The 12,089-nt window shown below is 69.1% G+C and carries 13 protein-coding genes; 9 read left to right on the top strand and 4 right to left on the bottom strand.

The genetic code is table 11. From position 1 onward, the window contains the following. Positions 1-83: 83 nt before the first annotated feature. Positions 84-1,526: a DHA2 family efflux MFS transporter permease subunit gene (locus ACFRAQ_RS08625; protein WP_379096167.1), complete on the bottom strand. Its 1,443-nt coding sequence runs from the start codon at positions 1,524-1,526 to the stop codon at positions 84-86. A gap of 85 nt (positions 1,527-1,611) precedes the next feature. Between ACFRAQ_RS08625 and ACFRAQ_RS08620 the strand changes: the two genes are divergently transcribed. The 7 genes from ACFRAQ_RS08620 (at position 1,612) to puuE (ending at position 8,408) form a co-directional block, all read left to right on the top strand. Continuing rightward, positions 1,612-2,058, top strand: coding sequence for a MarR family winged helix-turn-helix transcriptional regulator (locus ACFRAQ_RS08620; protein ID WP_379096164.1), 447 nt, complete (start codon positions 1,612-1,614; stop codon positions 2,056-2,058). Positions 2,059-2,099: 41 nt separating this feature from the next. Beyond that, entirely contained in the window at positions 2,100-2,834 is a 735-nt protein-coding gene (locus ACFRAQ_RS08615) for a GntR family transcriptional regulator (RefSeq protein ID WP_379096161.1), read from the top strand. A 121-nt stretch (positions 2,835-2,955) separates the two neighbouring features. Beyond that, positions 2,956-4,503 (top strand): NCS1 family nucleobase:cation symporter-1, encoded by a 1,548-nt coding sequence (locus ACFRAQ_RS08610; protein ID WP_379096158.1) that lies wholly within the window; start codon positions 2,956-2,958, stop codon positions 4,501-4,503. Positions 4,504-4,508: 5 nt separating this feature from the next. Next, positions 4,509-5,255, top strand: coding sequence for an aspartate/glutamate racemase family protein (locus ACFRAQ_RS08605; protein WP_379096155.1), 747 nt, complete (start codon positions 4,509-4,511; stop codon positions 5,253-5,255). Next, positions 5,252-6,466, top strand: a complete 1,215-nt coding sequence (locus ACFRAQ_RS08600) for a DUF6986 family protein (protein ID WP_379096152.1) — start codon at positions 5,252-5,254, stop codon at positions 6,464-6,466. The genes ACFRAQ_RS08605 and ACFRAQ_RS08600 overlap by 4 nt, the downstream gene beginning before the upstream one ends. Further along, positions 6,463-7,494 carry an allantoicase gene (gene alc / locus ACFRAQ_RS08595; protein WP_379096150.1) on the top strand — a complete coding sequence of 344 codons (1,032 nt, stop codon included), beginning with the start codon at positions 6,463-6,465 and terminating at the stop codon, positions 7,492-7,494. Before ACFRAQ_RS08600 ends, alc begins: the two co-directional genes overlap by 4 nt. After that, the gene (gene puuE / locus ACFRAQ_RS08590; RefSeq protein WP_379096147.1) at positions 7,491-8,408 is read left to right on the top strand and encodes an allantoinase PuuE; all 918 of its coding nucleotides are present in this window, start codon (positions 7,491-7,493) and stop codon (positions 8,406-8,408) included. Before alc ends, puuE begins: the two co-directional genes overlap by 4 nt. 70 nt (positions 8,409-8,478) lie before the next feature. Here puuE and ACFRAQ_RS08585 read toward each other — a convergent pair whose 3' ends face one another. Genes ACFRAQ_RS08585 through dapB form a run of 3 tightly spaced genes read right to left on the bottom strand, consistent with a single transcriptional unit; the run spans position 8,479 to position 10,428 of the window. After that, a complete protein-coding gene (locus tag ACFRAQ_RS08585; protein ID WP_357281059.1) occupies positions 8,479-9,126 on the bottom strand; it encodes a hypothetical protein in 648 nt (215 codons plus the stop codon). Between the two features lie 55 nt (positions 9,127-9,181). Continuing rightward, entirely contained in the window at positions 9,182-9,676 is a 495-nt protein-coding gene (locus ACFRAQ_RS08580) for a hypothetical protein (RefSeq protein WP_357097308.1), read from the bottom strand. Continuing rightward, positions 9,673-10,428: a 4-hydroxy-tetrahydrodipicolinate reductase gene (dapB, locus tag ACFRAQ_RS08575; RefSeq protein ID WP_379096143.1), complete on the bottom strand. Its 756-nt coding sequence runs from the start codon at positions 10,426-10,428 to the stop codon at positions 9,673-9,675. The genes ACFRAQ_RS08580 and dapB overlap by 4 nt, the downstream gene beginning before the upstream one ends. Before the next feature lie 119 nt (positions 10,429-10,547). Here dapB and ACFRAQ_RS08570 point away from each other — a divergent pair, with 119 nt between their 5' ends. Together ACFRAQ_RS08570 and ACFRAQ_RS08565 are read left to right on the top strand one after the other, a co-directional pair. Beyond that, positions 10,548-11,141, top strand: a complete 594-nt coding sequence (locus tag ACFRAQ_RS08570) for a TetR/AcrR family transcriptional regulator (RefSeq protein WP_379096140.1) — start codon at positions 10,548-10,550, stop codon at positions 11,139-11,141. A gap of 88 nt (positions 11,142-11,229) precedes the next feature. After that, complete coding sequence (locus ACFRAQ_RS08565; protein ID WP_379096137.1) at positions 11,230-12,087, top strand: sterol desaturase family protein; 858 nt, start codon at positions 11,230-11,232, stop codon at positions 12,085-12,087. Positions 12,088-12,089 lie beyond the last annotated feature (2 nt).

Here is a 12,089-nt window from a genome sequence, read left to right as displayed (position 1 = left end):
CCGCCGCCGGTGCGGCGATGACGGCCACCCCGTCACGCGATACCGCGCCCGCGAGCACCCCCGGCCGCGGGCGAGCATCGCGTCTAGGCGGCCGCCCGCTGCCGACGGCGCAGGACCGTCGAGGCCACCGCCGCGACCACCGAGAGGGCGGCGAGCCCGGCGAAGGCGAGGTGGTAGCCGGACACCGGGTCCCATCCGGAAGCCGTTGCACGGGACAGGATCACGGCCACCAGCGCGACCCCGACCGCGCCGCCGACCCGCTGCATGATGTTCACCAGCGCCGTGGCGTCGGGCAGCTGCTCGCGCCGGACCGCCGCGTAGGCCGCCGACACCAGCGGCATCGCGCCCACCGCGGTCGCCAATCCCGCCGCGAACAGCAGTGATTGGACGAGGAACCCGTTGGCGTCGACCGGCAGGAAGGCCAGCGGCAGCACGGTGGCGGCCACGGCGAGATTGCCGAGCACCGCGACGCTGCCGCCACCGAAGCGGTCGGTCAGCCTGCCGCCCAGGGGCAGCATGACGACCCCACCCAGCCCGAAGCCGAGCAGGCTCACGCCGGTGCGGACCAGCCCGGTGCCGTGCAATTCCTGGAAGTACAACGGCAGCAACACCATCACGCCGAACATGGCTCCCCCGGCGAAGAACCCGGCGCTGGTGGCCGCGCTGAAGCCGGGGTTGCCGAACAGCCGGATGTCCAGCAGCGGCAGCGTGCTCCGCAGCGCGCGCACCAGGAATCCGGCCAGCCCGGCCAGGCCGAGCAGCACCGGCAGCCACACCGACAGCGAGGTCACCGACCCCGTCACGCCGACCTCGGACAGTCCGTAGACGACCGCCGACACGCCGCCGCCCGCGAATACCAGCCCGAGCACATCCAGCGGCTGCGTGGCCGTCCCGCTGCTCCGCGGCAGGTAGCGCAGGCCCAGTGCCAGTCCGATCAGGCCGAACGGAATGTTGATGAGGAACAACCACTCCCAGCTCCAGTGCGCCAGCAGGAGCCCGCCGATGGTCGGCCCGATGGCGGGCGCGCCCACCACGGCGATGCCGACCACGCCCATGACCCGGCCCATGCGCTGCGGCCCGGCAGCCTGACCCAGGATGGTCTGCCCGGCGGGAATCATCAGCCCGGCGGCGAGCCCTTGCAGGATGCGCAATCCGATCAGCCAGCCCGCGTCGGGTGCGAGGGCGCACGCGGTCGAGGTGAGGGTGAACGCGATCAACGCCCAGAGCCAGAGCCTGGTGACGCCGACGCGCCGCGCGAGCCAGCCGCAGACGGTGAGTGAAACCCCCAGGGCCAGCAGGTATCCGCTGGCGACCCACTGGATCGTGGCCAGCGACGCACCGAGGTCCGCGCCGATGGTGTGCAGCCCGATATTGACCAGCGAGGTGTCGAGCATCCCCATGACCGCGCCGAACACCACCACGCCGGCGGTGCGCCAGACATGCGCGGGGATCTGGTCGGAGTCGGCAGGGGTGGCGCCGGAGTCGGCGGCGATGGATGTCCCGGTGTCCGAACGCGTTTGCGTCATCGGACCCCTCCTTCATTGTTGATGAGCAACTCAATTGCAGAGAGTAACAATGATTGAGCTCCTCAACAATAGATAGAATCGGCGGGTGACCGACGAACCCTCCGCCGCCGCGGGCGCCCACCCCGCCGGGCTGCTGCGGCACCCGACCTACGCCCTCGGCAAGCTGCACAAGGCGATGCACGCCGAACTCGGGACGCCGCTGCGCGAGCACTGGGTGCTCACCTACCTCGCCGAGCGCGCCGAACCGTCCCAGCAGGAGATGGCCAATGTGCTCGAGATCGACCGCAGCGAGGTGGTGCGACTGATCGACAGCCTGGAGAAGGCCGGACTGGTCACCCGCAACCGCGATCCCGAGGACCGTCGGAAATACCGTTTGGCTATCACCGCGGCCGGGAATCGGGTGCGCGCCGAGACCGACGCGCGGATCGCCGCGGCGACCGATGTGCTGCTCGCCCGCCTGTCCCCGGCGGAACGGGAAACGCTGCACCGGCTTTCGCTCAAGGCGCTGGGCTACGACGCCGACGAGATCTGACCCACACCGGGGGGCTTGCGGTGACGGTCTAGGGTTGGGGCGTGCCTTCTCGCCCCCGCCTACCCCGTTTGCCCCAGCTCAACCCGCCGCTGGACGTCCGTCGCGGCTACTCCCAGCAGGAGATCCTCGGCGAGCTGCGCCGTCTGGTCCTGGAGGGCAACCTGCCCCCGGGCACCGGCCTGCCCCTGGGCGAGCTGGCCCGTTCCTTCGAGGTGAGCGCGATCCCGGTGCGCGAGTCGCTGCAGACGCTGATCGGCGAGGGCCTGGTCGAGCATCGGCCCAACTTCGGGTACCAGGTGACCCTGCTGACCGCCGACGAGCTGCGCGAGCTGTACGTGGTGCGCGAGCGGCTGGAGTCGGCGGCGCTGGCCGCGGCGGTGCACAACGCGACCGAGGCCGACCACCAGCTGGCCCGCGAGATCCACGCGCGCCTCGAGCAGGCGGTACTCACCGAGAACGCGGTGGCCTATCACCGCGAGACCCGCAATTTCCATCTGGCGCTGGTGCGCCCGTCGGGGATGCCGCGGGTGGTCCACATGCTGGAATACGCCTGGAACATCACCGAGCCCGTGCAGCCCATGGTGCATGTGACGACCATGGACCGCGTGGTGCTGCACGCCGATCACTCGAAGCAGTTGCAAGCCTTCTTGGCAAGAGATGCTGAAGCGTTGCTGGCGGCCACCGAGGGCCATCATGCACGATTGAACGGTGTGCTCGCGCATCTCCCGAAGGACACCGGACTTTTCGCCGAACCAGCAGGTGAAGAAGATATATAGGCCCTGAACCAGGGGTTACGGAACATATATCGTTCAGGCAATAATCGGGCAATGCCTGTTGGATAGCCTTCGCACACTCGTCTCAATCAACGGGACACCACGACACGATGGGATGTGCGAAATGCCCGATACCGTTGCGCCGGCGGCCGGGAGTTCGCTCGCCCCGGTCCCGCCCGCGCCGGAGGTCCCGGCCTCGCCCGCCCCCGAGTACGACCCCCGCCTGGTCAACGAGGACCTGGCGCCGCTGCGCAAGCAGACCTGGGGCACGTACAACATCTTCGCGTTCTGGATGTCGGACGTGCACAGCGTCGGCGGATACGTCACCGCGGGCTCGCTGTTCGCGCTCGGGCTGCACAGCTGGCAGGTGCTCGTCGCCCTGGTCGTCGGCATCACCATCGTGTACGGCCTCTGCAACCTCGTCGCCAAGCCCAGCCAGGCCACCGGCGTCCCGTATCCGGTGATCTGCCGCAGCGCCTTCGGCGTGCTCGGCGCGAACGTCCCGGCCATCATCCGCGGCCTGATCGCGGTGGCCTGGTACGGCATTCAGACCTTCCTGGCGTCCGCGGCCCTGGATGTGGTGCTGATCAAGCTCTTTCCGGGCCTGGCCCCCTACGCGGTCGAGGCCGACCACGGCTTCCTGGGCCTGTCCGCGCTGGGCTGGGCCTCCTACCTGATCCTGTGGGTGCTGCAGGCCGCGGTGTTCTGGCGCGGCATGGAGTCCATCCGCAAGTTCATCGACTTCTGCGGTCCCGCGGTCTACGTGGTCATGTTCGTGTTGTGCGGCTACCTGATCCACAAGGCGGGCTGGCACGGCATCGACCTGAACATGGGCAAGGCGGCCACCCACACCGGCTGGTCGGCGGTGCCGGTCATGCTGGGCGCGATCGCGCTGGTGGTGTCGTACTTCTCGGGCCCGATGCTCAACTTCGGCGACTTCTCCCGCTACGGGCGCAGTTTCGCGGCGGTGAAGAAGGGCAACTTCCTGGGCCTGCCGGTCAACTTCCTGGTGTTCTCGCTACTGGTCGTGGTGACCGCCTCGCTGACGATTCCGGTGTACGGCGAGCTCATCACCGATCCGGTCGCCACGGTGGCGCGCATCGACAACACCTTCGCGATCGTGCTGGGCGCGCTCACCTTCACCGTCGCGACCATCGGCATCAATATCGTCGCGAACTTCATCTCCCCCGCCTTCGACTTCTCGAACGTGAACCCGCAGAAGATCAGCTGGCGCACGGGCGGCATGATCGCCGCGGTCGGGTCGGTGCTGATCACCCCCTGGAACCTGTACAACAACCCCGACGTCATCCACTACACCCTCGAGGTGCTGGGCGCGTTCATCGGACCGCTGTTCGGCGTGCTCATCGCCGACTACTACCTGGTGCGCCGCCAGCGGGTGTTCGTCGACGAGCTGTTCACCATGTCCGAGCAGGGCACCTATTGGTACCGCAAGGGCTACAACCCGGCCGCCATCGTGGCCACCGCGCTCGGCGCGATCGCCGCGGTGATCCCGGTGCTGACCGCCGGCGACGTGCCCGGCATGTACACCGCCGCCCAGTACAGCTGGTTCATCGGCTGTGCCCTGGCCCTGGTCGCCTACCGCGTGCTGGCGTTGCGCGGTCCGCTGAAGATCGACGCCTCCCGCCACGTCCCGTCCTTCGAGAACCGGTGATTTCCATGCGCATTCGAGTCATCAATCCCAACACCACCGCGGCCATGACCAGCCTGATCGAGGCCAGCGCCAAGCTGGTGGCCGCGCCCGGCACCATCGTCGAGGGCGTGAACCCGGCCATGGGCCCGGCCTCCATCGAGAGCCACTACGACGAGGCGCTGGCCGTGCCGGGCCTGCTGGCCGAGATCGCGCGCGGCGAGGCCGAGGGCGTGGACGGCTACATCATCGCCTGCTTCGGCGATCCGGGCCTGGACGCCGCCCGCGAGCTCGCGCGCGGCCCGGTGATCGGCATCGCCGAGGCCGCCATGCAGTACGCCAGTCATCTCGGGCGCAAGTTCAGCGTGGTCACCACGCTGGGCCGCACCGCGGGCCGAGCCTGGGATCTGGCCGAACGCTATGGGATGGAACGGTTCTGCGCGAACGTGCACGCCTGTGAGATCCCGGTGCTCGAACTCGAGGACCCCAAGGCGCGCAAGGTCATCGCCGACGCCTGCCGTGACGCCGTGGCCGCCGACGGCTCCGACGCGATCGTGCTCGGCTGCGCGGGCATGGCGGATCTGTGCGAGTACCTGACCGACGAGGTCGGCGTGCCCGTCATCGACGGCGTCGCCGCCGCCACCCTGACCGTGCAGTCGCTGGTCACCATGAAGCTGCGTAAGTCCGGCCGCGGGGAATTCGCGGCCCCACTGCCGAAGCGGTATGTGGGATTGCTCGCCGATTTCGGCATCGAGGAGAAGGAGGCCCGTGCGTGAGGGTGCCACCGGAGACATTGAACGGGATCGAATCCCGTGTGCGGGACGTGGATTCGGAGCTGCTGCGGCGCTATCCGGGTGATCGCCCGGGACAGCCGGTGCACACCGCGTACGCCTCCGGCGCCGACGCCTCGATCGATCTGCCCGGCCAGTGGGGCGCGGCCGCGATCGAACTCGCCGAGGCCCAGCGCGACCTGCTGGTCGAGCTGGCCGGCGCCGACGTCACCGAGCGGGTCTTCACGGTTCTTCGCGAGCGGCCCATCCAGGACCTGCGTTTCGATTTCGAGGACGGCTACGGCACCCGCGGCGACGAGGTCGAGGACCGCGACGCCCTGCACGCCGGCGCGGTGCTGAAAGCCCTTGCCCCCGAGGTCGTCTCGCGCGGCATCCGCATGAAGGGCCTGACCTCCCTGGAATGGGCGCGCGCCGTGCGCACCCTGGAGAAGGTCCTCGAGGGCGCGGGCGGGGTGCCCGAGGGCTTCGTGTTCACCGTCCCCAAGATCCGCCACGTCGAGCAGGCCGACATCACCGTGGACCTGTGCGAGGCCGTCGAAGCCGCGCACGGCCTGGCCGCCGGATCGCTGAAGTTCGAGCTGCAGATCGAGAGCCCGCAGGCCATCATCGCCGCCGACGGCACCTCGCCGGTCGCCCAGCTGATCCAGCGCTCGGCCGGACGCTGCACCGGATTGCACTACGGCACTTACGATTACAGCGCCGCCTGCGGGATCGCACCCAAGTTCCAGTCGCTGGAGCACCCGGTCGCCGACCACGCCAAGGCGGTCATGCAGGCCGCCGCGGCCACCACCGGCGTGTGGGTGTGCGACGGCTCCACCCAGGTGCTGCCCATCGGCACCGACTCCGAGGTGCGCGCGGCGGTGTCGCGGCACTTCCGCCTGGTCAGCCGCTCGCTCGAGCGCGGCTACTACCAGGGCTGGGACATGGGCGCGGGCCACCTGGTCACCCGCTGGCTGGCCACCTTCGCGTTCTTCCGCGAGGGCCTGGGCATCGCCGCCCCGCGCATCGGCCGCTACCTGGACCGCCAGGGCGGCGCGGTGATGGACGAACCGGCCACCGCGCAGGCCCTGGCGACAGTGGTGCTGCGCGGACTGGAGTGCGGCGCTTTCGATCCCGCCGACGTGATCGCGATCGCCCCCAAAGCCTCTGTCGAGGTATTGCATCAATTGCGAGAAAGGAAGATCCCGGCGCTATGAGCGACGCTGATTTCACGCTGCTTCCCGATCTGGCCGTGCGCACCCTGGGCGGTGCCGTGCTGTGGGCCGACGACGAGTCCTTCGCCGAGCGGGAGAACCTGATCCGGCCCGAGGCGGCCACCTACTCCCCCGCCACCTTCGGCCACAAGGGGCAGGTCTACGACGGCTGGGAGACGCTGCGCCAGCGCGGCGAGGACGGCGGCCACCCGTCGATCGACGCCTGCCACACCGCGATCATCCGTCTGGGCGTGCCCGGCGTGATCAAGGGCGTCGTGGTGGACACCGCGTGGTTCAAGGGCAACTATCCGCCCGAGGTGTCGGTGGAAGCCATCGCGGTGGCGGGCCATCCGTCGGTCGACGAGCTGGTCGCCGTGCAGGGCTGGACCACCCTGGTGGACCGCGCCAAGGTCGACGGTGATTCGGAGAACCCGTTCGCGGTGGACTCTGCCCAGCGCTTCACCCACGTGCGCCTGCGCATGTTCCCCGACGGCGGCATCGCCCGCCTGCGCGTGCACGGCGTCGCCAAGCCGGATCCGGCCTGGCTCGAGGCGGGCCCGTTCGATCTGGCCGCGATCGAGAACGGCGGTCTGGTCGCCGACTGCTCGAACCGCTTCTACTCGCACCCGCAGAACGTGCTCATGCCCGGTCGCGCCCGCAGCATGGGCGACGGCTGGGAGACCGCGCGCCGCCGCGACAAGAACACCAACGACTGGGTGCTGGTGCGGCTCGCCGAGGAAGGCGTGATCACCGCCGCCGAGATCGACACCTCGTACTTCCTGTTCAACAGCCCGGGCGCGGGCTCACTCACCGGCATCCGCGCCGACGGCAGCGAGGTCGAACTGCTGGCGCGCACCCGCCTGCAGCCCGACACCCGCCACCGCTTCCTGATCGACGCCGCCGACCCGGTGGTGTCGGTCCGCCTGGACGCCTACCCCGACGGCGGCCTGGCCCGGCTGCGGCTCTACGGCATGCTCACCGACGAAGCCCGCGCACGATTGCGTGCCGAGCTGGACAATGAACGCGCATGAGCGATTTCGACCTGAACTACCCGCGGGACATGGTCGGCTACGGCCCCCACCCGCCGCATCCGCAGTGGCCGGGCGATGCGAACATCGCCGTCAACTTCGTCCTCAACTACGAGGAGGGCGGCGAGAACAATGTGCTCGACGGCGACGAGGGCTCGGAGACGTTCCTGTCGGATATCGTTCCGGCGGCGTCGTTCCCGGACCGGCACATGTCGATGGAGACCATCTACGAGTACGGCTCGCGGGCCGGACTGTGGCGGGTGCTGCGGCTGTTCGAGAGCCGGGGCGTGCCGCTGACGATCTTCGGGGTGGCTCGGGCGCTGGAACGCAACCCGGAGGCGGTCGCGGCGTTCAAGCGGCTCGGCTACGACATCTGCTCGCACGGCCTGCGCTGGCTCTCCTACCAGAGCGTGGACGTCGAGACCGAGCGCGCGCATCTGGAAGAGGCGGTGCGGATCATCACCAAGCTCTTCGGTGAGGCGCCCAAGGGCTGGTACACCGGCCGCGACTCGCCGCGGACCCGCGAACTGGTAGTGGAGCACGGCGGATTCGTCTACGACTCCGACTCCTACGCCGACGACCTGCCGTACTGGGTGAAGGTCGGCGACCGGGACCACCTGGTGCTGCCGTACACCCTCGAAACCAACGACATGCGGTTCTCCTCCCCCGCCGGATTCGCCAACGGCGAGGAGTTCTTCACCTACCTGAAGGACGCCTTCGACGTGCTCTACGCCGAAGGCGAGGCGGGCGCGCCGAAGATGCTCTCGATCGGCCTGCACTGCCGCATCGCGGGCAAGCCCGCGCGGGCGAAGGCGTTGGAGCGCTTCGTGGATTACGTGCGATCGCACGACAAGGTGTGGCTCGCCCGGCGCATCGACATCGCCGAGCACTGGCAGCGGGTGCACCCCGCCTCCTGAACGCGAGACCCGAATGCGGCCCGGAACCACCAGGTTCCGGGCCGCATTCGGGTCGTCACGCGAAAACCGCTCAGAGCGTGCCGTTCTCGATATCGGCCTTCACCGCTTCCTGGGAGGCGAGGTGCGCGGCCACGCCGTTGTCCGCGGTGAAATCGATGAGCGGCTGATCGGCGACGAAGGTCAGGTGCTCGTTGACCGTGGTGGTGCCGTCGCCGTTGTCGGTGAAAGTGACCACCTGGTGGGTGGTGACATTGGGGATGTCCCAGGTGTCGGAGGTGTAGTAGTTCTGGTCCGGGTACAGGCGCTGCTCGGCCTGGGTGTGGCCGGGGAAGGTGATCGGCCCCATCGGAATGTCTTCCAGCGCCGTGAAATCGGTGACGCGCACGCCGTCCTCGTCGCAGGTGCGGTGGACGATGATGTCCTTGAGGAAGGAGTGGCGGCCCAGGCCGTTGCGGAAGTCGGTGTACACCGACCACACCTTGTCCAGCGGGGCGTCGATGGTGATCGGCAGATCCACCTCGCGCACCGCCCGCGCGTCGGCTGGATTCCGCTGCTCGGCCTCGTAGATCGACCAGCTGAGCTGCCATTCGAGTTTGTAGTCGTTCTCCGACTCGATACAGGACGGCGCGGTGTCCGCGCGCGCCACCGCCGATACCGCCGCAGGCGACCCCATCGTCGCGCAGGCGATGGCCAGCGCATAACCCACCGTGAACCTCACCCGGCGGACTTTACTCCGGTCGCAACCTACCGGCAGGTTTCCTGCGAAACACTGGCTACCGGGAGCCGGTACGCTCGGCGCGCTCCAAATCGACTGCGCGCTTCATCATTTCGCGCGCCCGAGTGCGGTCCCCGGCATAGTCGTAGGCGCGAGCCGCGCGGTAGCTGGTGCGCCAGTTCTGCGGGTCCGCTTCGAATTCGGCCTTCACCTGCTCGAAAAGCTCATCGGCGGCGGCCTTCTCGATCCGGCCGGAGGGGCGGCGCGGCAGCTCGGAGACGTCGAGCTCACCGCCCTCCTCGTGCATGCGCCGGGCCAGATGCTGGTGGGCGAACGCGGCGCGGACGCTGGTGCCCACGATCCACACCCCCAGCAGCGGCAGGATGAGCACGCCCAGGCCGAGGCCGATGGCCGCGGGCTTGCCGGAACCGATGAGGCTGAACGCGATCCGGCCCAGCAGCACGAAATAGAACCCGAGGACCAGCACCAGGGCCGCGATGAAGCCGACCCGTTTGAAGACCTCGCGGCCGTTGTTCGCCTCCGGCGCGCTCACAGGTCGAGCAGCGGGTCGATGCCCACGGTCAGGCCGGGGCGCAGCGGGGTCTTGCGCACGCCCAGCAGCACGCCCGGCACGAAGGAGGTGCGGTCGAGCGAGTCGTGGCGGATGGTGAGCGTCTCGCCCTGGGTGCCGAACAGCACCTCCTGGTGGGCGACCAGCCCGGCCAGCCGCACCGAGTGCACCCGCACGCCGTCCACGTCCGCGCCGCGCGCGCCCTCGAGCTCCTGGCTGGTGGCGTCGGGGCTGCGGCCGACACCGGCCTTCTCGCGGGCGGCGGCGATGAGCGCGGCGGTCCGGAAGGCGGTGCCCGAGGGCGCGTCGGCCTTGTTCGGGTGGTGCAGCTCGATGACCTCGACCGAGTCGAAGAAGCGGGCGGCCTGCTCGGCGAACCGCATGCTCAGCACGGCGCCGATGGCGAAGTTGGGGGCGATCAGCACGCCGACCTCGGGCTTGGCGGCGAGCCAGCCCTTGACCTGCTCGAGCCGGTCGGCGTCGAAGCCGGTGGTGCCGACGACAGCGTGAATGCCGTTCTCCACCAGCCACTTCAGATTCGGCATCACCACGTCGGGGTGGGTGAAGTCGACCACGACCTCGGCGCCGGCGGCGGTGAACGCCTCCAGCGAGTCGCCCTTGTCGACCTGTGCCACCAGCTCCAGATCCGCGGCCGCCTCGACGCCCGCGCAGATGGACTGCCCGACCTTGCCGCGCGCCCCGAGTACACCCACCCGGATCCGGTTCGTGGCCACCTGGTCTCCTTCGCTCTGACCGATCTGGAACCCGTCGAGCCTATCGGGTCGGCGAAACACCGGGACCACAGGCCGGTGACCACGGGCCGGCCGAATTGACCGAGTGGTAACTTTCGAGGGTGCGATCCACAGCCGGAACCAAGGGCGTCCCGCGCGCCGAACGCGAGGCGCAGATTCTCGACGTGGCCGCCGCGGAGATCGCCCGGGTCGGCTACGCGGGCCTGTCCCCCGCGACGGTGGCGGCGGCGGCCGGGGTGTCGAAACCCTTGGTGTACGGCTACTTCGGTTCCAAGGACGGGCTGTACGTGGCCTGCGTGCAGCGGGCCTCGGCGGTGCTCGGGGACGCCATCGACGCGGCCTTCGCCGGCCCCGCCTCGCTCGATATGGCCGAACGCACGCTCGCCGCGATCTTCACGGTCCTGGAACCGCGCCCGCACGACTGGAAGGTCGTGCAGGACCAATCGCATCCGGACGAGGGGCCCGCGGCCGAGGCGGCGCTGGCCGCACGCGCCCGCATCTCGGCGCAGGCCGATCGGGGCGTGTCGGCGTTCGTGTCGCTGCACGGACTGACCGATCCGCACGATCTGTCGGCACTGCGCGCGGTCTGGACGGGCGTGGTCGCCGCGCTCGTGGACTGGTGGCTGAGCCATCCGGAGCAGACGGCCGAGGCCATGGTCGCCCGCAGCAGCCGGCTGTTCGCCGCCCTCACCTGACCCGGGCACCCTCGTCTGTCCGAATCGGCCTCTTGTCCTCGAATTGACCAATTGGTAACTTACGAATTGGGCAATTCGAGGAGGTCCAGTGTTTTCGCAGGTCTGGCATGAGATCAATACACCGCTGCTGTACGCGGTCCCCGTCTTTCTACTGTCCATCGGTGCCGAGGCGCTGGCCCTGCGCGACGATCACGACGCCACCGGGTACCTGGCCCGCGACACCCGGACGAGCCTGAGCATGGGCGTGGGGTCGCTGGTGTCGAGCGCGATCTTCAAGGCGGGGTCGCTGGTGTTGTTCGTCTTCCTGTGGACCTACGTCGCGCCCTGGCACATCCCCACCGACGTCTGGTGGAGCTGGGCGCTGCTGCTGCTCGTCCTCGACTTCGCGTTCTACTGGAACCACCGCTTCGTCCACCGGGTGCGGATCGGCTGGGCGGCGCATCAGGCGCATCACTCCAGCGAGTACTTCAACTTCGGAACCGCCCTGCGGCAGAAGTGGAATCCGTGGACCGAGGCCATCTTCTGGGCGCCGCTGCCGCTGCTGGGCTTCACGCCCTGGACGATCTACATCGCCTTCACGATCAACCTGATCTACCAGTTCTTCACCCACACCGAGTCCGTCGGAAAGCTCTGGGGCCCGGTGGAATTGCTCTTCAACACCCCGTCACACCACCGCGTGCACCACGGCAGCGACGCGCAGTACCTGGACAAGAACTACGCCGGGATGCTCATCATCTGGGACCGCGTGTTCGGCACCTTCGAACCCGAGATCCAGCGCCCCACCTACGGTCTCACCAAGCCGGTCGGCACCTACAACCTGCTGACGCTGCAGTACGGCGAATACGCCAAGATCGTGCGCGACGTGCGGAGCACCGCGAACTGGCGCGACAAGCTCGGCTACATCTTCGCCCCGCCGGGCTGGGAGCCCGAGCAGACCCGACCCTGACG

This window comes from Nocardia sp. NPDC056611, from assembly GCF_042792755.1.
GTDB lineage: Bacteria > Actinomycetota > Actinomycetes > Mycobacteriales > Mycobacteriaceae > Nocardia.
This window is presented reverse-complemented; position numbering and strand designations above follow the sequence as displayed.

What these genes read in the sequence shown, in the direction of transcription:
- ACFRAQ_RS08625 (WP_379096167.1), bottom strand. Translation starts at nt 1,526, where the DNA reads ATGACGCAAACGCGTTCGGACACCGGGACATCCATCGCCGCCGACTCC.
- ACFRAQ_RS08610 (WP_379096158.1), top strand. Translation starts at nt 2,956, where the DNA reads ATGCCCGATACCGTTGCGCCGGCGGCCGGGAGTTCGCTCGCCCCGGTC.
- ACFRAQ_RS08605 (WP_379096155.1), top strand. Translation starts at nt 4,509, where the DNA reads ATGCGCATTCGAGTCATCAATCCCAACACCACCGCGGCCATGACCAGC.
- alc (WP_379096150.1), top strand. Translation starts at nt 6,463, where the DNA reads ATGAGCGACGCTGATTTCACGCTGCTTCCCGATCTGGCCGTGCGCACC.
- puuE (WP_379096147.1), top strand. Translation starts at nt 7,491, where the DNA reads ATGAGCGATTTCGACCTGAACTACCCGCGGGACATGGTCGGCTACGGC.